The organism is Flavobacterium enshiense DK69 (assembly GCF_000498495.1).
In the GTDB taxonomy this organism is placed as follows: domain Bacteria; phylum Bacteroidota; class Bacteroidia; order Flavobacteriales; family Flavobacteriaceae; genus Flavobacterium; species Flavobacterium enshiense.
In genome coordinates this window covers 265,007-287,711 of record NZ_AVCS01000004.1, presented here as the reverse complement: position 1 = coordinate 287,711, position 22,705 = coordinate 265,007, and the positions used below count along the sequence as shown (strand labels likewise).

The 22,705-nt window shown below is 34.8% G+C and carries 25 protein-coding genes and 1 other RNA gene; 14 read left to right on the top strand and 12 right to left on the bottom strand.

Features of this window, described 5'->3' with window-relative positions; genetic code table 11:
- The first annotated feature begins 202 nt into the window (after positions 1-202).
- The 5 genes from FEDK69T_RS02500 (at position 203) to FEDK69T_RS02480 (ending at position 5,258) form a co-directional block, all read left to right on the top strand.
- Positions 203-691: a SixA phosphatase family protein gene (locus FEDK69T_RS02500; protein WP_023572569.1), complete on the top strand. Its 489-nt coding sequence runs from the start codon at positions 203-205 to the stop codon at positions 689-691.
- A complete protein-coding gene (ppk1, locus tag FEDK69T_RS02495) occupies positions 688-2,802 on the top strand; it encodes a polyphosphate kinase 1 (RefSeq protein WP_035629816.1) in 2,115 nt (704 codons plus the stop codon). The genes FEDK69T_RS02500 and ppk1 overlap by 4 nt, the downstream gene beginning before the upstream one ends.
- A 50-nt stretch (positions 2,803-2,852) precedes the next feature.
- Positions 2,853-3,743, top strand: coding sequence for a Ppx/GppA phosphatase family protein (locus tag FEDK69T_RS02490; RefSeq protein ID WP_023572567.1), 891 nt, complete (start codon positions 2,853-2,855; stop codon positions 3,741-3,743).
- A gap of 119 nt (positions 3,744-3,862) precedes the next feature.
- Complete coding sequence (locus tag FEDK69T_RS02485; RefSeq protein ID WP_131494733.1) at positions 3,863-4,411, top strand: STM3941 family protein; 549 nt, start codon at positions 3,863-3,865, stop codon at positions 4,409-4,411.
- Positions 4,412-4,487: 76 nt separating this feature from the next.
- On the top strand, positions 4,488-5,258 hold the full coding sequence (locus FEDK69T_RS02480) for a hypothetical protein (RefSeq protein WP_131494734.1): 771 nt from the start codon (positions 4,488-4,490) through the stop codon (positions 5,256-5,258).
- 201 nt (positions 5,259-5,459) lie between these two features.
- On the opposite strand, the gene FEDK69T_RS02475 is transcribed toward FEDK69T_RS02480, so the two are convergent.
- The 4 genes from FEDK69T_RS02475 to FEDK69T_RS02460 all read right to left on the bottom strand — a co-directional run bounded on the left by FEDK69T_RS02475 (position 5,460) and on the right by FEDK69T_RS02460 (position 8,080).
- Positions 5,460-6,059: a hypothetical protein gene (locus tag FEDK69T_RS02475; RefSeq protein WP_023572564.1), complete on the bottom strand. Its 600-nt coding sequence runs from the start codon at positions 6,057-6,059 to the stop codon at positions 5,460-5,462.
- A 128-nt stretch (positions 6,060-6,187) separates the two neighbouring features.
- Complete coding sequence (gene dnaX, locus FEDK69T_RS02470; RefSeq protein WP_023572563.1) at positions 6,188-7,273, bottom strand: DNA polymerase III subunit gamma/tau; 1,086 nt, start codon at positions 7,271-7,273, stop codon at positions 6,188-6,190.
- Positions 7,274-7,359: 86 nt separating this feature from the next.
- Positions 7,360-7,659, bottom strand: coding sequence for a hypothetical protein (locus tag FEDK69T_RS02465; RefSeq protein WP_023572562.1), 300 nt, complete (start codon positions 7,657-7,659; stop codon positions 7,360-7,362).
- 112 nt (positions 7,660-7,771) lie between these two features.
- Positions 7,772-8,080: a hypothetical protein gene (locus FEDK69T_RS02460; RefSeq protein ID WP_023572561.1), complete on the bottom strand. Its 309-nt coding sequence runs from the start codon at positions 8,078-8,080 to the stop codon at positions 7,772-7,774.
- A 130-nt stretch (positions 8,081-8,210) separates the two neighbouring features.
- Between FEDK69T_RS02460 and rnpB the strand changes: the two genes are divergently transcribed.
- Positions 8,211-8,553: RNase P RNA component class A (gene rnpB / locus FEDK69T_RS15335), an RNA gene on the top strand.
- A gap of 104 nt (positions 8,554-8,657) precedes the next feature.
- Here the strand turns inward: rnpB and rsmD are convergent.
- Together rsmD and FEDK69T_RS02450 are read right to left on the bottom strand one after the other, a co-directional pair.
- Complete coding sequence (rsmD, locus tag FEDK69T_RS02455) at positions 8,658-9,254, bottom strand: 16S rRNA (guanine(966)-N(2))-methyltransferase RsmD (protein WP_023572560.1); 597 nt, start codon at positions 9,252-9,254, stop codon at positions 8,658-8,660.
- The gene (locus FEDK69T_RS02450) at positions 9,251-10,057 is read right to left on the bottom strand and encodes a DUF3822 family protein (RefSeq protein WP_035629820.1); all 807 of its coding nucleotides are present in this window, start codon (positions 10,055-10,057) and stop codon (positions 9,251-9,253) included. The genes rsmD and FEDK69T_RS02450 overlap by 4 nt, the downstream gene beginning before the upstream one ends.
- 247 nt (positions 10,058-10,304) lie before the next feature.
- On the opposite strand from FEDK69T_RS02450, the gene FEDK69T_RS02445 reads away from it, so the two are divergent.
- The 4 genes from FEDK69T_RS02445 (at position 10,305) to kdsB (ending at position 14,040) form a co-directional block, all read left to right on the top strand.
- Positions 10,305-11,726 (top strand): ATP-dependent DNA helicase, encoded by a 1,422-nt coding sequence (locus FEDK69T_RS02445; RefSeq protein ID WP_023572559.1) that lies wholly within the window; start codon positions 10,305-10,307, stop codon positions 11,724-11,726.
- Between the two features lie 204 nt (positions 11,727-11,930).
- Positions 11,931-12,536, top strand: a complete 606-nt coding sequence (locus FEDK69T_RS02440; RefSeq protein WP_035629821.1) for a SatD family protein — start codon at positions 11,931-11,933, stop codon at positions 12,534-12,536.
- Positions 12,524-13,237, top strand: coding sequence for a DUF3307 domain-containing protein (locus FEDK69T_RS02435; protein ID WP_023572557.1), 714 nt, complete (start codon positions 12,524-12,526; stop codon positions 13,235-13,237). Before FEDK69T_RS02440 ends, FEDK69T_RS02435 begins: the two co-directional genes overlap by 13 nt.
- A gap of 77 nt (positions 13,238-13,314) precedes the next feature.
- A complete protein-coding gene (gene kdsB / locus FEDK69T_RS02430) occupies positions 13,315-14,040 on the top strand; it encodes a 3-deoxy-manno-octulosonate cytidylyltransferase (protein WP_023572556.1) in 726 nt (241 codons plus the stop codon).
- A gap of 12 nt (positions 14,041-14,052) precedes the next feature.
- Here the strand turns inward: kdsB and FEDK69T_RS02425 are convergent, their stop codons facing one another.
- Positions 14,053-14,715, bottom strand: coding sequence for a spermidine synthase (locus tag FEDK69T_RS02425; protein ID WP_023572555.1), 663 nt, complete (start codon positions 14,713-14,715; stop codon positions 14,053-14,055).
- A gap of 57 nt (positions 14,716-14,772) precedes the next feature.
- Here FEDK69T_RS02425 and FEDK69T_RS02420 point away from each other — a divergent pair, with 57 nt between their 5' ends.
- On the top strand, positions 14,773-15,330 hold the full coding sequence (locus FEDK69T_RS02420; protein ID WP_023572554.1) for a 1-acyl-sn-glycerol-3-phosphate acyltransferase: 558 nt from the start codon (positions 14,773-14,775) through the stop codon (positions 15,328-15,330).
- On the opposite strand, the gene FEDK69T_RS02415 is transcribed toward FEDK69T_RS02420, so the two are convergent.
- Positions 15,331-15,834, bottom strand: a complete 504-nt coding sequence (locus FEDK69T_RS02415; protein WP_023572553.1) for a helix-turn-helix domain-containing protein — start codon at positions 15,832-15,834, stop codon at positions 15,331-15,333.
- Positions 15,835-16,137: 303 nt separating this feature from the next.
- Here FEDK69T_RS02415 and FEDK69T_RS02410 point away from each other — a divergent pair, with 303 nt between their 5' ends.
- From FEDK69T_RS02410 to FEDK69T_RS02400, 3 genes are all read left to right on the top strand, one after another.
- Complete coding sequence (locus FEDK69T_RS02410) at positions 16,138-17,292, top strand: M14 family metallopeptidase (protein ID WP_023572552.1); 1,155 nt, start codon at positions 16,138-16,140, stop codon at positions 17,290-17,292.
- Positions 17,293-17,372: 80 nt separating this feature from the next.
- Complete coding sequence (locus tag FEDK69T_RS02405) at positions 17,373-17,852, top strand: Lrp/AsnC family transcriptional regulator (RefSeq protein WP_035629822.1); 480 nt, start codon at positions 17,373-17,375, stop codon at positions 17,850-17,852.
- A 79-nt stretch (positions 17,853-17,931) separates the two neighbouring features.
- A complete protein-coding gene (locus FEDK69T_RS02400) occupies positions 17,932-18,459 on the top strand; it encodes a DinB family protein (RefSeq protein WP_023572550.1) in 528 nt (175 codons plus the stop codon).
- Between the two features lie 39 nt (positions 18,460-18,498).
- Here the strand turns inward: FEDK69T_RS02400 and FEDK69T_RS02395 are convergent, their stop codons facing one another.
- The 4 genes from FEDK69T_RS02395 to aroB all read right to left on the bottom strand — a co-directional run bounded on the left by FEDK69T_RS02395 (position 18,499) and on the right by aroB (position 22,703).
- Complete coding sequence (locus FEDK69T_RS02395) at positions 18,499-18,855, bottom strand: hypothetical protein (RefSeq protein ID WP_023572549.1); 357 nt, start codon at positions 18,853-18,855, stop codon at positions 18,499-18,501.
- 86 nt (positions 18,856-18,941) lie between these two features.
- Positions 18,942-19,916 carry a deoxyhypusine synthase family protein gene (locus FEDK69T_RS02390; RefSeq protein WP_023572548.1) on the bottom strand — a complete coding sequence of 325 codons (975 nt, stop codon included), beginning with the start codon at positions 19,914-19,916 and terminating at the stop codon, positions 18,942-18,944.
- A 19-nt stretch (positions 19,917-19,935) separates the two neighbouring features.
- The gene (locus FEDK69T_RS02385; protein ID WP_023572547.1) at positions 19,936-21,339 is read right to left on the bottom strand and encodes a type III PLP-dependent enzyme domain-containing protein; all 1,404 of its coding nucleotides are present in this window, start codon (positions 21,337-21,339) and stop codon (positions 19,936-19,938) included.
- Positions 21,340-21,635: 296 nt separating this feature from the next.
- Complete coding sequence (gene aroB, locus FEDK69T_RS02380) at positions 21,636-22,703, bottom strand: 3-dehydroquinate synthase (RefSeq protein ID WP_023572546.1); 1,068 nt, start codon at positions 22,701-22,703, stop codon at positions 21,636-21,638.
- Between the last annotated feature and the right edge of the window lie 2 nt (positions 22,704-22,705).

The following is a 22,705-nucleotide window of genomic DNA, read 5'->3' as shown; positions in this document are numbered from 1 at the left end:
ACGACCTGATGATTTGAAACATAATGTAATTCGATAACTTGCTGAGACTAAATTATTTAATAAAAATCTTGGTTCAATAACAATCGATTGCATTTTCGATGAAAGTAGGATTTTTATCCGTGAATTAACATTAATTTGACAATTCTTCTCTGGCTTTTTTGGTTTTTTTTGACTTACTTTATAATACTATAAATATCTAGTTATGAAAAACTTAATTCTTATTCGTCATGCAAAATCCAGTTGGAAAGCTCCTTTGAAAGATTTGGACAGACCTTTGTCTAAAAGAGGTATTGGTGATGCACATTTAACTTCTCATGCAGTAGATCGATTTCTGCCAAAAACATTCATAGTTTGGAGCAGTCCGGCAAGAAGAGCAAAAGAAACCGCCATGATTTATGCGCAAAATCTTGCCATTCCGTTGGAGACTATAATGTATAAAGAGGATTTATATACATTTGACGAAAGCAGCTTGGAAAACACCATAAAAAATTGCGAAAATAAATATGACAACTTAATTCTTTTCGGACATAATGAGGCAATCACGAATTTTGTTAATAAATTTGGGGATCACTATATAGACAATGTCCCAACATCGGGATTTGTCTCCTTAAAGTTTGAAGAAGAAGATTGGAAAAATATACAAAGAGGAAAAATAGTCAAGACAGTTTTTCCGAGTCAGTTAAAATCATGAGCATTACGCAGGAAAACAGATATATAGACAGAGAAAAAAGTTGGTTAGCCTTTAACGCAAGAGTACTTCAGGAAGCTGCAGACGAAACGGTTCCATTATTGGACAGATTGCGTTTTTTGGGTATCTTTTCTAATAATTTAGATGAATTTTTCCGTGTCCGTTATGCTGCAATCCGAAGATTAAACTCAGAAGGTATTTCCGGGGAAAAAATCCTGGGGGGAATTTCTGCTGAACAATTGCTTAAAGAAATTACCGAAATCGTTATCGAACAGCAATCAGAAAGCTTACGTATTCTGAGCGTTATAGAAAAAATGCTGGAGAAAGAGAACATCTTCATCATCAACGAAAACGAAATCAATAAAGAACAGCAAAACTTTATTAAGGACTTTTTTATTCAAAAGGTGAGTCCTGAGCTGATTACTATTATCCTCAATGATTTGGACGAATTTCCTTTGCTGAAAGATACTTCCGGATATTTGGCAGTTAAACTAGTAATGAAGCCAAAATCACAAAACACGATTCTTTCCAAAATAGTTCAAAAGAAAGAAACGCGTTATGCAGTTATTGAAATCCCGAAAACCATCAATCGTTTTGTTGTACTTCCGTCAAGTACCGACAAGCAGTACATCATTCTCCTTGATGATGTTATCCGATATAATCTGCACAACATTTTCAATATTTTCGATTACGAAAGTATTTCGGCTCACATGATCAAAATTACCCGTGATGCCGAATTGGATATTGATGCCGATTTAAATAAAAGTTTCATGGAAAAAATTTCGTCGAGTGTGAAAGACCGACGAATAGGAGAGCCGGTACGATTTGTTTATGATCAGTCCATTGAAAAAGATACACTGGCTTTTTTCCTTACACGTATGGGAATCGATGCAACCGACAGTTTAATTCCCGGCGGGCGTTACCACAATCGTCGTGATTATATGGATTTCCCAAATCTGGGCCGATATGATTTACTGAAAAAGCAGAATCCTCCGTTGCCAGTGGTCGGGCTGAATCTTGAAGGGAGTATCCTTGAAAAAATCAAACATAAAGACTATCTGGTAAATGCACCTTATCAATCATTTTCTTATGTGATTAAGTTCCTTCGTGAAGCGGCTTTAGACCCGAAAGTGGTTTCAATCAAGATAACGCTTTATCGTTTGGCCAAAAATTCGCAAATCGTGAGTTCGCTTATCAATGCAGCCAAAAACGGGAAAAAAGTGGTTGTTCAGATTGAATTACAGGCCCGTTTTGATGAAGCAAGCAATATTTCCTATGCCGAGATGATGCAAACGGAAGGAATTGAATTGATCTTTGGAGTGAAAGGCCTGAAAGTTCATAGCAAGATTTGTGTCATCGAACGTATGGAAGAAGGCAAAATCAAGCGCTACGGATTAATATCTACAGGGAATTTCAATGAAAGTACTGCCAAAGTTTATACCGATGTTACCATATTCACAAGTCATGTGCAGATAATGCGCGATATTTCAAAAATTTTCGAATTCTTCGATGTGAACTATCGTGTATATCGTTACAAACACTTATTGGTTTCTCCGCATTATACCCGTTCCAAGTTCTATAAACTAATCGATCTGGAAATTTTAAATGCATTGGCCGGAAGGGAAGCTTACATCAAATTGAAAATGAACAGTTTATCTGATCTAAAAATGATCGATAAATTGTATGAAGCTAGCAGGGCCGGTGTAAAAATACAACTAATCATAAGAGGAATCTGTTCACTGATTCCGGGTATTCCGGGCATGAGCGAGAATATTGAAGCTATCAGTATTGTAGATAATTATCTGGAACATTCCCGATTGTATATTTTCGGAAATGACGGCAACCCGCTTATATATATTTCTTCCGCCGATTTTATGACCCGAAATCTCGATGCCAGGGTTGAAGTTACCTGTCCGATTTACGACGAAGATGTTAAACAGGAATTGTTGGATACTTTCGAAATAGGATGGAGAGCTAATGTTAAAGCCCGTTTGCATTCTGAAAAATTAGATAATAAATACAGAAAACAGCCGAATCAGAAAATGTTCCGTGCCCAAGAGGAAATGTATAAGTATTATTGTGATAAGATAGAAGTTGTAACTGAAAACATATAATTGCTTTACCAACTTTTAATTTCTGATTAACGAATAACCGATCGACAAAGATGATTTCAATTAAAAAATATGCAGCTATTGATATTGGTTCCAATGCCATGCGATTGCTGATAATGAATATTGTTGAACAAGCCGGAAAAGAAACGCAGTTTAATAAAAGTGCTCTAATCCGTGTACCAATCCGTTTAGGTCAGGATGCTTTTACGGTCGGAGAAATTTCGGAAGAGAATATCGACCGAATGATTGATGCCATGAAAGCGTTTAAATTACTGATGAAGGTATATAAAGTAGAACGTTATATGGCGTGCGCTACTTCTGCTATGCGTGAAGCATATAACGGAAAAGAAGTTACTGAAATCGTAAAGAAAAAAGCCGATATTAAAATTGAAATCATCGATGGTAAAAAAGAAGCGGCTATCATTGCTTCTTCCGATTTACATCACTTTATAAAAACTGACCAAACCTATTTATATGTAGATGTTGGTGGTGGCAGTACCGAGTTTTCATTATTCTCAGAAGGAAAAATGGTTGCTTCAAAATCCTTTAAAAACGGAACGGTGCGTTTGTTGAACAATATGGTAAACGATGTAGTTTGGCAGGAGATTGAGAAATGGATTAAATCCAAAACGGAAGCTTACGAAGATATCACACTTATCGGTTCCGGCGGTAACATCAACAAGATTTTTAAATTATCCGGTAAAGCACAGGAGAAACCGCTTTCCTATATTTATCTGAATGCCGAATACCAAAAACTGAATGCTTTAAGCTACGAAGAACGCATTGCTGAATTAGGATTGAATACTGACCGTGCCGACGTTATCATTCATGCACTTCGCATTTATTTGAAAGCTATGAAGTGGAGTGGTTCAAGAAATATCTACGTGCCTAAGATCGGACTTTCCGATGGTGTTGTGAAAGCGATGTACAACGGAAAGATTTAGATTTCCCTGAGTGATAAAGTTCCAAGAACTGAAATGAGGAAATAGGCAAATAATGTTGAATTACGAGGCCATAAGTTTTGAGTAACAAAATGATGCAATAAAAAAGAAAAATTTAATGCATGACAACTAACCTAAAATTCTATTTTTCAAAGCCAAAAATGGTGAAGATGTCAATAATGTCTATCGGGATATTGTTGATTGGACATTATTGTTTTAAAGCGGATATCCAGGCTGTTAGGATGATTGGAGTATTAGAACTTATTTTAGGTATGGTGATTTTGTTTGTCGGATTAAAAAGTTTTATGGATAAAAATCCGCAGATTGTAATGAATGAAAACGGAATCATGGACAAAAGGATTTTAAAAAAGATAATTCCCTGGAATCAGCTAGAGAAAATTGAACTGACGATGCAGAATAATCAGAAAGTTTTAAAACTAAATGTATCGGATAAATTCAGTAATGACAATTTTAAATGGTTGTATGTAAAAACAGCTGCGATCAAACTAAATCAAAATCCAAAAACAGTGATGCTTAATCTGGATCAGTTAAAATTTGATAGTGATTTGTTAATCAGCTATCTGAATTCGAAAAATGTTGATTTCGTTAATGAAGATATATTCAGAAATTTGACCGGATGGAATAAGATTTTGAACAAAATGCTTTATTAATTGAATTGCAACAAAAAGTTCTTCAGTGGTTTTTTGTAGAAAAACATATGTTAGCGGTGATTTTAAAACAACTTCGATGTTACAAGCAAATAAGATTTCTTTTAAACCAACACTCCTCTTTTTTTCGGCAAACGCCTTGTCATATCCTTTGCACGAAATGTTTCATGCACTAATGGCTTATTTTCTCAATGTAAATTCTACTCTTTACCATTTCTATGTGAATATTGACCATACTAATACGTCGGTTTATGACAAAATACTAATTGCTGCTGCAGGACCTGTTCTAAGCTTAGCTTTTGGTCTTGTATTTTGGGTGGCATACAAAAAGAGCAAAAATTCAAGCTATAAATTGTTCATGTTTTATGCTGCCATTACAGGAATCAGTATTTTTTCTGGCAATGTCTTTTCAACTGTATTTGGAGGAGACTTTCATACAGCAGCTACATTATTGCAATTCCCTTACTGGCTTCAGCTATTTGCTACTTTAACAGGATTGATTTTTCTGTCAGTATTCATGTATAGAATAGGAAAAGAGGTTTTATTTCTTTCTTTCATTAATGCAACCACTTTTAAGGTAGTGATTTTAAGTTTTTTGGTTATTCCCTGGATTTTAGGAACGCTGCTTTTAGTCCTTTCCTTTTTACCGCTCCCAAGCTTCCTTATTACAGGAATGATTTCGAGTTCTATTTTCTGGATCATACCAATAGTTTCTGCTGTTCTCAATAGGAGAAAAGTTAAAACTCTTGAGTATATATCGCCAACTCTCAATTATGTTGATATTATTTTAGTTCTATTTTCATTTCTTATTGTAAGAGCTTTAATTTTCGGGGTTAGCTTTGTACACTAAAAACCACCGCTAAAAGCGGTTTTGTGAAAATGGGGTTTTAGGCAAAATTTAAAGGTAATTTTATATATTTGACTTCATTCCTAATGGAATGGTTTGGGAGCAAAAATCCCCAACTCCCCAAAGCCGGCGGGACGTTATAATTAATTAGCAAAGTTAAAAAGCACAGAATCTTCGTTTCAAAGTAGCACAGTAACTTTTTCTCTAAATATCCAAATCGAAAGTTTTACGCAACAACTCCATTGCCGGATTGATGCTTTTCAATTTTTCATATTTTTCAAGTGGCGTGAAGGCGTATTTGGTTTCAGTAACTTCGTTTACATGAACATCAATAACAATATCATGGTTGTGAAGTTTACCGCGTAAGTAACCCAATAATTCATTTTTATTAGCATCAAAATCTACTTTCGAACCCTCGTTAGGCAATTCAAGTTTTATTGTAAAACCATCTAAAGTAGGATCGTTGATGAGCATGTAAGTCGCCATGATCTTTTGACCTTTGTCACTAAGTTTTTGTGCAAAATTGTTCCATTGCAAGAGCATTTCTGTTACTGTAAAAGGCTCTTTAGGAAGTTCATCAAAATGTTTTACATTGGCTTTCTGAGAAGCTTCCATCTCTCGTTTTGCCTTAATACTCGCTAATGAAAAAGCAGAAACTTTAGGCTGGGCATTCATTGAAGCTGGTGAGATCATCTCGCTCTTTTCAACCGGCTTTGCTATTTGAGTGCTGCTTGTGGTTTCAATTCTATTTTCAACTTGAACTCCGTGTGCTGTTTCAACATTATTATTGCTGTTACCGTTCATTGCGACCGCTGAAGTTGTCTCTGCAGTTGCGATAGTTTCAGTCTGAATAGCAGCAACAGTGATTGTTTCCGACTTAGGTTTAACCTCGGTAATTGAGTAAGCGGAATTTCGGTAATAAGTAGGAGGGATTATAAAGGACTTAGCTTTTTTTTTTCTCCATCAAATGTGATAGAGGCAAGCTGCATAAGGCAAAGTTCAACCAAAAGACGTTGGTTTTGCGATGCTTTGTATTTTAAATCACAATCATTTGCTAATTCAATTCCCTGCAAAAGAAATTCCTGTGATGTTTTTTGCGACTGTTCGCGGTATAAATTCTGAGCATGTTCACCAGCTTCCAATAAAATCAGAGTTGCAGGATTTTTACAAACCCATAAATCCCTGAAGTGAGAAGCTAAACCGGCTACGAAATGATGTCCGTCAAAACCTTTAGCCAAGATGTCGTTGTAAGCCAATAGTAATTCCGGGATTTTATTCTCTAAAATTAAATCGGTTACTCTTATATAGTATTCGAAATCAAGTACGTTTAGATTTTCGGTTACTGCCTGACGGGTAAGATTGCTTCCGCAGAAAGAAACCACACGGTCAAATATAGACAAGGCATCACGCATTGCTCCATCAGCTTTTTGTGCAATAATGTGTAAAGCATCGTCTTCAAAAGTAATACTCTGACTTGCCGCTACTTCTGCCAAATGTTCTTTAGCGTCTTTAACGGTAATTCGTTTGAAATCAAATATCTGACAACGGGACAAAATCGTAGGAATGATTTTGTGTTTTTCGGTTGTAGCCAAAATAAATATGGCGTGACGCGGCGGTTCTTCCAAGGTTTTAAGAAACGCATTGAAAGCAGCCTGAGACAACATATGCACCTCGTCAATGATATATACTTTGTATTTTCCGGTTTGCGGCGGGATACGAACCTGATCAATCAGATTTCGGATATCATCAACCGAGTTGTTCGAAGCGGCATCCAATTCAAATACGTTGAAAGCAAAATCTTCATACGGATCGTCATAGCCCTCCTGGTTTATTTTTCGGGCGAGGATACGTGCACAAGTCGTTTTTCCAACTCCGCGGGGCCCTGTAAAAAGCAGTGCCTGAGCCAGGTGATTGTTTTCTATGGCATTAAGCAAAGTATTCGTAATTGCCTGTTGCCCAACTACGTCCTTAAACGTTTGGGGTCTGTATTTACGGGCTGATACAATGAATTGTTCCATAGAATTTTAATCGGACACAAATATAGAAGTTTTGTTGCTTTTTGTATCCGACAATTCGATTATTTGGAGAAAAGTTATTCACAAATTCAGTGTCGCCCTTTTATGACCAAATCTAAGAGGACTCTGGCTGCATCGTTATCTGAATTAGCAGAAAAACCAGCCACAAAAACACCTTTTTTACCGTTTTTCAAAGATTTAATTCCATAAACAGTTGCTTCGTCATCGGGATCGGAATCGCCTTCATAACGATATACATAAACAATCTGAAAATTTTCAGGATGTTCAACAATATCATCTCCATGGATGTTAAAATCATAAGTGAAGCCATTTTCATGTAATTCGTCTAAAGCTTCGGAAACGGTCGCGTATTGATATTGGTGAGCCATAATTAAGAGTTTTTTTTGGTTATACGTCAGTATAAAAATAGTTACACTAAATAATATTCTTTGATTAATGTAAATTGTGGACTTGAAATTTACCTCTGCTTACTTTTCTAACTCACAGTCCTTTCCGTGATTTGATTGAAAGCCCAATTAAATAACGGGCGGAATCCGATTCGGAATTGGCTGCAAAACCTGATACAAAAACCCCTTTTTTATTTGCTTCGGATTTCGATCTTATACCATACACCGTTGCTTCGTCATCAGGATTAGAATCACCTTCGTACCTGTATATGTGCACAATTTCAAAATCATGCGGGTTTTTTATGAATTCGCTGTCGTTAATATTGTAATCAATGACAAAACCTAACTCTTTAAGTTCCCGCAAGGCTTGTGAAGCGCTGGCATAATTATAAGTATGTGCCATGATAATTGTAATAATTAGCGTTAATTTAAGAAAATTAAATATACGATTTTTATGAGCAATTTTTTCAGAAACTAATGTTAAAGTGTTTTTTTAAAACTTGACATCAGCCAATTATTTGTCGTAAGTTTGCACCGCAGACCGCCTTATCGTCGTTCCGATGAATAATCGGGAGGGAGGAAAGTCCGGACACCATAGAGCAGCATAGCGGGTAACGCCCGTCCGTTTCGTCTTTTGGGACGAGATGAGGACAAGTGCAACAGAAAGTATGTACAGGTAATGCTGTAGTGAAACCAGGTAAACTCTATGCGGTGAAATGCCAAGTATATCAGCAGCTTCCGGTTCGCCGGAATAAGGGCGGCTCGTCCGATGCTGAAGGGTAGGCAGATTGATCTTGTTGGCAACAACTAGACTAGATAAATGATAAGGGTCAACTTCGGTTGATACAGAATCCGGCTTACAGGTCTGCTTTTTTTTTAGATCTTTAGAATATTAGATTATTGGATCTTTAGATTTTTTAGTTTGAAAGATTAATTTAGTTATAGTTATAAAACTCAAAAAAATTAAATTTGGCTAACTACTAAGTATCAAACTCGTCATCATCGCCATCTTCATCTATTTCTTCTTCATCTACGTTTTGTTCCAATTCAAAGAAAGAAAACACGGAACCGCCATAGTTTCGGCTAAAAGAGAAGTTTTCCATGTGTTCGAGTTTGGTGTGTTTTGAATGTTCGATCACCATCATGCCGTCTTCTTCCAAAAGTTCGTTATCGAAAATCAACAAGATGATTTTTTCAAACTCTTTTTGTTCTAATCCATAAGGCGGATCAGCAAAAATTATGTCGTAACTCGCTTTGCATTTTTCCAGAAATTTGAAAACGTCACTTTTTATAGGAGTTATGTCGAAATCAAATTCCTTCGTGGTTTTTTTTATGAAGTTCACACAGCCCATATCGCCATCAACACTTGTGATGGGTTCGCAGCCGCGGGAAGCAAATTCATAACTGATGTTTCCGGTACCGGCAAACAAATCCAATACTTTTAATTCACTGAAATTGAAGTTATTGCCTAAGATGTTAAACAAGGCTTCTTTTGACATATCCGTAGTAGGACGAACAGGCAGGTTTTTTGGCGGACTGATACGTCTTCCTTTATATTTTCCGGAAATTATTCTCATGAATTAAGTAAGATATAATATTGTAATGCTTCTGCTTGCGAAAGCGAATAATTAGTTGCTAAAGCTGAAACATCCAATAATGAAATATTGCGGATGTAGCGGTAAGCGATTTCAAAACAAGGATCATTTTCCGAAATTTTACCCAGCATAAATACCGAAACGGTTTCTGGATTCAGTTGTAGCTGTTCTAAAGTAAAAAGCAGGTAGTACACGAAATCTTCCGGGGTTTTGTATTCGAAAGAATTATATAATAATAACTTTAGGTTATGCGCGATAACAATTTCAAAATGGGTTTCCTGCAAATGTATGTAAACTTGTTTTTCTTCTTTGTTTTTGGATAATTCTAATAATCTCGAAACCAAAACCGTATTTACATTTTTGTAGTCGAAAGTACCAAACTGATCGATTAGAAAGTTGTTTACATTGACAAACGGAACATGGACATTATTCATGTCGTAAGTGCTCATTTCGTCGTAAGCAAAGAAATCGGATTCAAAAACCTTGGTATTGTATTGCAGGTAGCTGCCAAGATAATGTTCGTCGAAAAGTGGTTTCGGCACAAACGTACTGAAGTTGTTATCATGTAAAACCACAACTTCATCATAAAATTTAGTTAGCCAGGAAAAATCAACAAAGGTGCGCCAAAGCTGATCTTCCAACGATTGCGTGTAATTGAATTTCACTTCCTGAATGTCCAGTACATTTCCGTTCAAAGTATCGAAAACACAAAAGGAAAGCCCGTTTAAGGCAACCTGAAGCGATAGTTTTTTATAATTTTTTGAAGCGATTGTAGCTGTACTCATACGTTTAATCCGATTATGGCAAATTTACATTTTTTTTCATGCGGAAACTAAGATTGTGTTTAAATTCATTGTTATCTTTGGCTCATCACATTATATAGGTGTGAAAATTTAAAAGGAGCCGATATTTTTTCCTTAGCCCTGTCCTGATAGATATCAGAAGCGACAGAAAGCAGGAAATCGAAGATTCAGCGAAGCTAAAAAGGTTTAATTTATACCTGAAGTTGTGCTCCAAAAAATCAAAAAATTAATGAGTTCAGCTAAGTTTTATTCCCTACTAAAACAAAATTTCCCTTTTCAGGCAACGGCTAAGCAGGATATTTTTTTTCAGCAGATTGCCGATTTCGCTACCAATGAAAATCAGGACGAGATTTTTGTTTTGAGAGGATATGCCGGTACGGGAAAAACGACAGTGATTTCCACGATTGTAAACCAGCTGAAAGAAATAAATAAAAAGTATGTTTTGCTGGCGCCGACCGGTCGTGCAGCAAAAGTGATAGCCAATTATTCCGATAAACCGGCACATACGATTCACAAGCGCATTTATTTCCCAAAAAAGAGTGGAGGCGGAGTGACCTTTACCATGCAGCCCAATAAATTTAAGAATACCATTTTCATTGTCGATGAAGCCTCGATGATTTCGGATTCTCCCACAGAATCAAGTATGTATGAGAACGGTTCGTTATTGGACGATTTGATAATGTATATTTATTCGGGCCACAATTGTAAGATGATTTTGGTTGGGGATACGGCTCAGTTGCCTCCGGTGGGGATGGATGTGAGTCCGGCTTTGGACATAAATAAACTGGCCATAAATTACAATATGGAAGTACCTCATATTGAGCTGGATGAAGTTATGCGTCAGGCTGAAAAATCGGGAATCCTGCACAATGCCACTGAATTACGAGAAGTACTGAAATCCCATTTTATAGATACGTTTCAGTTTCAGTTACGTGGATTTAAAGATATTATCCGATTGGAAGACGGTTACGATATTCAGGATGCTATTCACAGTGCTTATTCGAATTACAGTATAGAAGACACTTGTTTTATTGTGCGTTCGAATAAACGTGCAAATCAGTACAATCAGCAAATACGACTTAAAATTCTTGATAAGGAAAGCGAGCTTTCGGCTGGTGACTTCCTAATGGTGGTAAAAAACAATTACTTCTGGCTGAAAGACAATGAAACAGTAGATTTTATTGCCAATGGTGATATCATTGAAGTATTGGAAATCTTCAGGTTTGTAGAATTATACGGATTTAGATTTGCCAAGGTAAAAATCAGAATGGTTGATTACCCGGACCAGATTCCGCTCGAAACGGTTTTGATTTTGGACACTTTGACCAGCGAATCTCCGTCTCTGACTTATGAAGAATCCAACAGGCTGTATCAGGAAGTGGCGATGGATTATGAAGACGAGACCAGTAAATACAGAATGTTGCAAAAAATAAAAAACAACGAGTATTTCAATGCGCTTCAGGTGAAGTTTTCTTATGCGATAACCTGCCACAAATCGCAGGGAGGGCAGTGGAACACCGTATTTATTGAGCAACCTTACTTGCCGGAAGGTATAGATAGGGATTATATTCGTTGGTTGTATACTGCGGTTACCCGTGCGAAAGACAAGTTGTATCTGATTGGGTTTAAGGATGATTGTTTTGAGGATTAGGATGTGCCAGTTTTTCTGACATTTCAACCTAATTGGCTTTTTTAAAGCAATAATTAAAAATTGGTTCAAAAAGACCAATTATCACTTTCATATTACTTTATTTTTAATAACGGTAAAATACAAAATTGGTCAAAAAAAGGCAATTATTACAAAGTGGCTTTTTTTGACCAATTTTATTTATATTTGTAGAAACAGCGAAAAATAATGATAGCAGTAATTACAGGTGATATAGTAGATTCAAGAAAAGTAAACTCTGAAATTTGGCTCCCAAAACTTAAAGAATATTTTTCAAAAATCACATCAGATTCTGATAAATGGGAAATATACAGAGGAGATAGTTTCCAGATAGAAGTTGAGCCGGAAATAGCTTTAGAAGTCGTATTATGTATAAAAGCATTAATAAAGTCTAACAATAAAATCGATGTAAGAATGGGAATAGGTATTGGAGAGGTCGATTTTAAAGGAAAAAAAATTACTGAATCCTATGGAACTGCTTTTATAAATTCAGGAGAAAGTTTTGAAAAGATGAAAAACAATACATTAATCTTAAGAAGCACGTTCAATGAATTTGACGATTATTTCAATCCTATATTAAAATTATTAAGTTTCATCAGTAGTAACTGGAAGCCGGTAACTTCAGAAACCATATTTTATGCTTTAACACACAGGGAAATGATGCAGAAAGAGATGGCTGAACAATTATCAAAAGATAAGACTACTATAAATAAAGCATTAAAAAGAGGCGGTTACGACGAAATAATAGAAATTATAAATCTATATTCTAAAAAAATACAGCAATGTTTGAACTAATATTGAAAATTACTTTAGCCCATTTACTAGGCGATTTTGTATTTCAAACCAGTAGTATGGTTAATGACATTGAAAATAAAAAATTCAAATCAAAATATTTATACCTGCATGGGTTCATTCATTTACTGCTACTCATAACTGTTATACAGTTTGAAAAACAGTATATACTCCCTGTCATTATATTATCTATTTCACATTTAGCAATAGATGTAATAACAAAAATACTAATCAAAAATAAAATCAGTACTATTGGTAATTTACTGCTTGATCAAACATTACATTCAATAACTATAGCACTATTTATTAAACATTTCTATAATTATAAAATAGATTTTAATTTACTGTTCACTTCTCAAAATTATTTATTCCTCATTGCATTAGTTTGCATTACCTATGTTTCGGCAATTTTAATGAAAAAAATAATGGAGTTATTCAACTATCCTTTGCCAAATTCGGGAATAAAAGATGCTGGAAAATACATAGGAATGTTAGAGCGTTTGTTTATTTTTATTTTTGTAATCACGAATTTTTGGGAAGGAATAGGGTTTTTATTGGCTGCCAAATCAATTTTCAGATTCGGAGACTTAAAAGAAAATAAAGAAATTAAATTAACAGAATATATATTGATTGGAACTTTGCTGAGTTTTGGTATAGCCATATTTATAGGAAAACTGTATTTAATATTGAAAAATGTCATATAAAAGAGGTTTTAATCCTAATCCACTTTTTCAAAAAAACTCAGTAACTTAGCCACTTTAGAACTCAGCTACTAAAAAATATGAAAATAATAGCCGTAATCCCAGCCCGATATGCTTCCACACGTTTTCCTGCAAAACTTATGCAGGACCTTGGAGGTAAAACCGTAATTTTAAGAACCTATGAAGCGGCGGTGGAAACCAAACTATTTGACGACGTATTTGTGGTAACCGATTCCGATTTGATTTACAATGAAATTGTGAGCAACGGCGGAAAAGCAATCATGAGTATCAAAGAACATGAAAGTGGTAGCGACCGAATTGCGGAAGCAGTTGAAAACATGGATGTTGATGTGGTAATCAATGTTCAAGGGGATGAGCCTTTCATCAATAAAAAACCTTTGGAACAGGTTATTGAAATCTTCAGAAAAGATACTGAGAAGAAAGTCGATTTAGCTTCGCTGATGTTCGAAATCAAAAACAAATCCGAAATTGAAAATCCAAACAATGTAAAGGTAATCGTTGATCAACAAGGGTTTGCGTTATATTTTTCACGTTCTGTAATTCCGTATCCTAGAGAAGAGAATGTAGGTGTTCGCTATATGAAACACATCGGGATTTATGCTTTCCGAAAAGAAGCACTGATGGATTTTTACCGATTGCCGATGTTGGCTTTGGAAGCTTCTGAAAAATTGGAGCAACTTCGTTATTTAGAGTATGGAAAACGAATCCGAATGGTAGAAACGGACCACGGAAGTATCGGTATTGATACGCTTGAAGATTTGGAAAAAGCGAGAAAACTAGTTTAGTTGTTAAAACGGTTACTTCAGTCTTTTAATAGTAAACAATTCGTTGTGATCCTCAACTTTAGGATACATCCTGATTGAATAATCATCGTTGAATCTTGAGCGGTAAGCCACATTTCGTTCCTTATCCTTTTTGTTTAATGTCATCGTATTGAATAAGATAAAACCATTTACTTTCAGCAGTAAATTGATTCTATCTATAAAGAAACTTTCAAATAAAAAGTTAGGCATTTTGGTGTCTTGAAAAATATCAATGATGATCAAATCGTATTTTTCTTTGGCTTTTAATACAAATTCAAATGCGTCTTCATTTACGATTTTGAGGTTAGGAATCTGGTTCAGCCCAAAATAAGTGTTAGCAATTTCAAGTACGTTTGGATCAAGTTCCACACCGGTAATGTTTCCTTTAAATTTGATTTCATCAACCAAAGTTTTAATCACACTTCCTCCGGCAACGCCAAGAACGAGGATGTTTTCGAATTTACGTACGCGCTCAAAACCTATATAATGCAACCCTTTTCTGAGAATGCGCTGCAGACTGCCATAAGAATAATTAGTGTTTTCAGAATCGAGTACTAATTGGCCGTTTGTCCAGGTTACTTCAAGCCTTTTATTGATTTCGGATTTTTTTTGGTATATATTTATAGGTAAAAAATAACTCAGAATTTTTTTAATCATCTTGCTTCGCATTTCTATTCGTAAATATAATGTTATTTTTGAACCAAATTATTTACGATGAAGCAAATTCTTTACAAGTTTATATTCTTAAGGCTTATGGGATGGAAAATTATTGGCACCATTCCTCCTGAAGTAAAAAAATGTGTACTGATAGTTGTTCCGCATACAAGCTGGCATGACTTCTACATAGGACTTTTCACAAGAGGGATTTTGCAGATGGATATTAACTTTGTGGCTAAAAAAGAATTGTTTCGATTTCCGTTTGGCGCTTATTTCAGATGGATGGGCGGTGAGCCTTTAGACAGACAGAAAAATGAGAATAAAGTTGATGCCATTGCTAAAGTGTTTCAGAATAATGAAATTTTCAGATTAGCAATTGCTCCGGAAGGCACAAGAAAGAAAGTTACCGAATGGAAAACCGGTTTTTATTATATAGCCTTAAAAGCCAATGTGCCGATCTTGCCAGTTGCCTTTGACTGGGGTAAAAAAGAAGTTCGGATTTTAGAACCATTCCAACCTACAGGGGATAAAGAAGCAGATTTCAAAATTCTGCAGCATAATTACAAAGGAGTATTGGGTAAAGTTCCTGAAAATAGTTTTGATCCTGAAGTTTAATTATTCAGGTGAGTAACTCTTGAAAGTACCATTTTTATAAAAAACTACAATTCGATCAATTTCCTGGTTGTTTTGCACCTCTTCAAAATTTCGCGTATTTGAAAAAAAATCTTTTTGATTTTCAAATATGCGATTTTTTTCGACACTCGGTTCAGTCGAAAATAAGTCGGGTTGTATCTCATTTTTTGTCTCTGATTTTTTTTCTGTGCCGATATCAGAAAATAGGGAAGCGGGAGCGGCTGGTTTTTCTATCAAAACACTTTCCTCAGAAAAATCACTTTTAGGAAAATTTCCTTTTCCGTTTAAAATCCAATACAAATCCACTTCAGGAAATTCCTGAATTATTTTCATGATAAAATCCAAACTGGGTTTGTTTCTGCCGGAGAGTAGGTGAGACAAACTGGAACGCTGAACTCCAATTTTATCCGCAAATCCTGAAGCAGATAATCCGTAATAATCCAGTATGGTTTCTAGTCTTTTTACAAAATCATCAATGTTTACCATTGTAAATTATGTTTAGTTAATTAAATAATTACAAATGTAAACAATTTAGTTTAATCTATCAATATTACAATTGTAAAGAGTGAAAATAGATTAATTTAAAACTTTATTTAAATATATCTAACTAATTGATTAATAAATATTAACGCAAAACAATTAACAATTATATTGCTTAATAACCTTTATGAAACACTTAGGTGTGATTTAGTTATAATTCATGTTTATAAATGTAAATTTAAATCAATTTTCTTTTGTTTACAGATGTAAAAAATAAGATGTTTACTTTTGTAAATAGAAAAATAAACCATGGATTTTACTATTTTATTCGACAAATATAAAGAGGAGAGACTCTTCGGCAGATATGTTACCAATGAACATATTGAACCTTTATTACAAAACTTAAAAGCCGATTTCGACGTTTCTGTTGCAGGTAAATCTGTAAAGGAAAAATCGATTTACACTGTTAAAGCCGGAACCGGAAAAATAAAAGTTTACATGTGGTCGCAAATGCACGGAAATGAATCGACTACAACAAAGGCGCTGTTTGATTTCTTTAATGTGCTTAATTCTGATTCAGATTTAGCTGCAGATTTGAAAAAAACATTTACCTTTTTATGTATTCCGATATTAAACCCAGACGGAGCAGAAGCTTATACCCGAGTAAATGCTAATGAAGTGGATTTAAATCGCGATTCTAAAGACTTATCGCAACCAGAAAGTCAATTGCTGAGACAACTTTTTGAGGATTTTCAACCGGATTTTTGCTTTAATCTTCATGATCAACGCACAATATTTGCAGCAGGAAACTCTAATAATCCGGCAACGGTTTCTTTTTTATCTCCATCATACAATGAGCAGCGGGAAGTTAATGAGGTAAGACAGAAAGCAATAAACATCATTGCGGAAATGGACGCGGAATTGCAAAAGTATATCCCTAATCAGGTGGGGCGTTTCGATGATTCTTTTAATATTAATTGTATAGGGGATATGTTCCAGTCGCTTGGGGTGCCTACAATTCTATTTGAAGCAGGCCATTTCCAAGATGATTACCAACGCGAGACGACTCGAAAAATGATTTTTATTTCCTATTTATCTGCTTTGCGGGCTATTTCTGAAAATCGAATTCTTGATAACAAAACAATAGAATATTTTAAAATTCCTCAAAATAAATCTATTTTTTATGACTTTATTTATAAAAATGTCAAAGTAGTACTTGATAATTTTGAAAAAAGCATTACTTTTGCAGCCCATTACAACGAAATCCTTTTAGATAAAACGATTGTTTTTAAAGCGACAATCCGACAAATAGGGGGATTAGAAGATAATTTCGGACATTACACTTACGATTTTCAAAATCAATTATTTGAAAATCAGGAAAATGTTTCACCGGAAATTGATTCTGAAGCAAATTTTACAGTTGGAAATCATGGTGAAATTGTTAATGGATTGCTAAAAAAATAAAAAATTAAAAGTTTTATTGATAAAAAATTAATTTTTTATTCTTAATTTTGACTTTTTAAAACAAATAGATAAATCTTATTATGAGCAAGTTTCGTTTAGATGAAGTAGATCATCAGATATTAGATATGTTGATTGATAACACGAGAGTGCCTTTTACAGATATCGCAAAAAAATTGTTGATTTCTGCAGGTACAGTGCACGTACGTGTTAAAAAAATGGAGGACGCAGGAATTATTCAGGGATCTTCATTGACATTAGACTACGAAAAACTAGGCTATTCCTTTATTGCTTACGTTGGTGTTTTTCTTCATAATACATCGCAAACTAAATTTGTATTAGAAAGAATTAATGAAATTCCGTTTGTTACTGTAGCTCACGTTACTACAGGTAAATTTAATATTTTCTGTAAAATCAGAGCCAGAGATACTAAACATGCTAAAGAGGTAATTTACATGATCGATGATATTGATGGTGTTTACAGAACAGAAACAATGATTTCTCTTGAAGAAAGCATTAATGACAAGAAACGCTTAATGCATACAATCTTTAAAGATTTGTAAACATTAAAAAAATGAAAACCCGAAGTTAACGCTTCGGGTTTTTTATTTTAAATTTACCATTCAACCTAATTTGTATTTTATGAGCCCGAAACAACTTACCCCAGATGAATTTGCACCTTATTACAAAACGTACATTGATGCGATGGAAGATAATGTGAATTTATTGGATGAATTGGAAATTAGTCTGTACAAAACCATTAAGTTTGTTCAGGATATTCCGATGGATAAATTTGATTATCGCTATGCAGAAGGAAAATGGACAATTAAGGAGATTCTTCAGCATATAATCGATGCAGAACGTGTGTTTGCTTATCGTGCGTTACGTTTTTCCAGAAGTGATGAAACTCCTTTATCCAGTTTTGATGAAAATAAGTATGCTGACGTGGTAAATCCGGTAGCAAACAAACGTCATTTAAAAGATTTACTGACTGAGCTTACAGCTGTGCGTCATGCTACAATTACACTTTTTAAAAGTTTTACGGAAGAAGATTTAGTAAAGAAGGGTGTAGCTTCAAATAATCCGATGTCTGTCCGGGCTTTAGGGTTTGTCATTATTGGTCATCAAAATCATCACATGAACGTTTTTAAAGAAAGATATTTGTTATAATAAAAAAAAGGAACTCAAAATTGAGTTCCTTTTTTTTATTTAGTCTTCATCGTTGTCTTCGTCTTCATCAGAAGGTTCATCTTTTTGTTCCTCTTCTTCATCGTCATCGGCATTATCTTCGATGTCTAATTCTTTCAATGCGTCTAATGAATCTTCTCCAGTGTCAATATCATCATCTTCATCATCAAAGTTTTCGATTCTATCCGCTAATTTCATACTTACTTTTACTAAGTAGATAGTATCTTCTGTACGTACTTCTACTGCTTCAATAGTCTCATTTTTAGCGTTTTTGAAACGGACAATATCAGAATCATCATATCCGTCAGGAAACTTCTCAACCAAAAGGGTTAAGATCTCATTCGTTAGCTTAGCGTAATCTACAATTACTCTTTTCATTCGTTGCGTTTTAATCTTTGTATCTGCTCAAATGTAATAACCTAAATTCTATTTTTCAAATAAAAAATTCCTTTTTTTTCAAAAAATTACCATCCCAAAACGTAAGCAAACATCAGTGGTGCTACGATGGTAGCGTCTGATTCCACAATGAATTTAGGCGTAGTTATGTCTAATTTACCCCAAGTAATTTTCTCATTTGGAACTGCTCCTGAATAAGAACCGTAACTTGTTGTAGAATCGGAAATCTGACAGAAATAACTCCAGAACGGAACATCGTGCATTTCCATATCCTGATACAACATCGGAACCACACAAATAGGGAAGTCACCGGCAATACCTCCACCGATCTGGAAGAAACCAATTCCTTTTCCTTCACAGTTTTTAGTGTACCAATCTGCTAACCACATCATGTATTCCACACCACTTTTCATAGTTGTAGCTTTAAATTCACCTTTGATGCAGTATGATGCGAAAATGTTACCCATTGTACTGTCTTCCCATCCAGGAACTACGATTGGTAAATTTTTCTCAGCAGCAGCCACCATCCATGAATCTTTCGGATCGATTTCATAATATTGTTCCAATACACCTGAATTGATCATTTGGTACATGAATTCATGTGGGAAATAACGTTCTCCTTTAGAATCGGCATTATTCCAGATATTAAATAAATGCGATTGTAAACGACGGAAAGCCTCTTCTTCAGGAATACAAGTATCAGTTACACGATTGTAATGGTTCTCCAATAAATCCCATTCTTCCTGCGGACTCAAGTCACGGTAGTTTGGAACTCTTTTGTATGAATTATGAGCAACAAGGTTCATAATGTCTTCTTCAAGATTTGCACCGGTACATGAAATAATGTGTACTTTATCCTGACGAATCATTTCGGCTAACGATTTTCCAAGTTCTGCAGTACTCATCGCACCTGCAAGTGTAATCATCATTTTTCCGTTGTCTAATAAGTGCTCTTCATATCCTTTTGCAGCATCTACAAGAGCAGCAGCATTAAAATGAAGGTAATGTTTTTCAATAAACTGACTAATAGGTCCTTTGCTCATTTTCGTTTCTATTATGAAATTATTTTTTCTTGTTGTATCCTAAAATCTCTAAAACTTCTTCTACTTTTTGCTGCTCTGAAAAAACTTCTGTAGCAAAAATTCCGTTTTTATCCTTATCAATAAGGATGTGTTTTGGTTGTGGTAAAATGCAATGGCTTAAACCTCCAAATCCACCAATAGTTTCCTGATAAGCTCCAGTATTAAAGAAACCGATATATAATGGTTTTTCTTTATTGTATTTAGGAAGATAAACGGCGTTCATGTGTTGTTCGGAGTTGTAATAATCATCACCATCACAGGTTAAACCGCCTAAAAGAACTCGTTCGTAAGTATCGTTCCAACGGTTAACGGCCAACATTACAAATCGTTTGTTGATTGCCCAAGTATCAGGTAATGTAGTAATAAAAGAAGAATCAATCATGTTCCAATTTTCACGGTCATTTTGTTTTTTCTGATATAAAACCTGGTATAATGCTCCTCCTGATTCACCAACGGTAAATGATCCGAATTCAGTAAAAATGTGCGGAACCGGAACTTCGGCTTCATCACAGGCAATTTTAATCTGATTCAAAATCTCATCTACCATATATTGGTAGTCATATTCAAATGCTAATGAACTTTTGATAGGGAATCCACCACCGATATTCAAACTGTCAAGGCTAGGGCATTCTTTTTTCAGGGCAATGTAAACTTTCATACATTTTAAAAGCTCATTCCAATAGTAGGCAGTGTCGCGAATACCTGCGTTGATAAAAAAGTGAAGCATTTTCAATTCAACTTTTTTATTGTCCTGGATTTGCTTACGGTAAAACGGAACAATATCTTTATATCCGATTCCTAAACGCGAAGTATAGAATTCGAATTTAGGCTCTTCTTCAGCAGCAATACGAATACCGATTTTGAATTTGCCTTCAATTTGTTCCTGTAACAAATCCAATTCTTCAAAATTATCGATTACAGGAATTGTATTTCTGTGTCCGTTGTTGATTAAACGGGCAATATTGGTAACATATTGATCGCGTTTAAATCCGTTACAAACAACATATGTATTCTTGTTTATTTTTCCTTCTGCCATCAATCGTTCTACGATATCGATATCAAATGCAGAAGAAGTTTCAATGTGTATGTTATTTTTTAAAGCTTCATTTAAAATAAATTCAAAATGAGAACTTTTGGTACAGTAACAGTAAAAATATTTTGCCTCATAATGGTGTTTCTCCATCGCATTTCTAAACCACATTTTGGCTTTGTTGATGTTTTGGGAAATCTTAGGTAAATAAGTAAATTTTAAGGGCGTACCGTATTGTTCTACCAATTTCATAAGGTCAATGCCATGAAACTGAAGATTGTCTTTATTTAAAGTGAATTCCTCCTGAGGGAAGTAAAATGTTTGGTTGATTAAGTCAAAGTATTTAGTATTCATTTGAATAATAAGTTGTTAGATTATAAAATTACTATTTTTTATTTAAAACAACTTGCTTTTCAAACTCTAATATTTTCATATACTATCTGAAGTTCATCATGTAGTGGGTTGGTGAACTCAAAAACGTCAAAATTCTGAATACTCTTCACAGAAAACACTATTCGTTGCAATCGCAACAGTAGTCTGTTTTGTCTGTTATTCCTTTCGGAACGAAATGTAGTATTCTGCGTTTTTTTCATTGGCACAAATCTAAAAAAATATTAAAGTGTATAAAAGAAGAATTTTGTGAAAAAATGTTAGTTTTTGTAATCTTCAAAAGCTTTATAAATCAGGTCGTTTGCTGCAAATTGATTGATTTTTATATCTCCGATTCCCTTTAACAGCGCAAATTGTATTTTTCCGAACTCATTTTTTTTATCGTGAATGAGAAGGGAAATGATTTGTTCTATGTCGTTTTGTGTAAATTCGACAAGTCCGAAAATATCACGGATAACAAATTTGATTTCGTTGTATTCTGCTTTTGAAATTAAAGATTTTTCCATCGAAATATAGCCTTCCAGAATCATACCTACAGCGATGGCTTCTCCATGAAGAAGGGCTGTTTTTTCTTCGTTTTCCAGAAAATAACTCTCAATTGCATGGCCTAAAGTATGACCAAAATTTAACGCTTTTCGGATGCCGTTTTCTGTCGGATCCTGCGTAACCACATTGTTTTTTATTTCAACAGATTCATGAATTAAAACATCTAAATCATCTGTACTTAAACTGTTTAAGTTTTTAAATTTATCCCAATACGATTTATTCTGAATCAAACCATGTTTCAACATTTCTGCAAGGCCTGAGCGCATTTCATTTTGTGGCAAAGTTGACAGGAAATTTGTGTCGATCAACACGGCTTTTGGAGTGGTTATGGTTCCGATTTGGTTTTTCAGGTTTCCTAAATCAACACCGTTTTTGCCGCCAATTGAAGCATCAACCATTGCTAAAAGAGTAGTTGGCACATTGATATATTCGATTCCTCTTTTAAATGTGGAAGCGACAAAACCTCCTAAATCGGTAACAACACCGCCGCCAAGATTGATTACGATGCTTTTACGGTCTGCGCCAAGTTCGGTTAAGGCAGACCAGATTTCAAAACAGGTTTCTATGTTTTTAAATTGTTCGCCGGACTCAAATTCGATGATTTCCAGCGGAACTTCAGTAGCCAGATTGGCAACGAAACCAGGCAGACAATATTCGCTGGTTTTACTGTCAACAACTATAAATGCTTTTGAATAAACGTCAGGTTGAAGTGCCGAACTTAAATAGGTGTAAATTGAATCATTAAAATAAACCGAATATCCGTTGGCTTTTATTGTCTGCATTT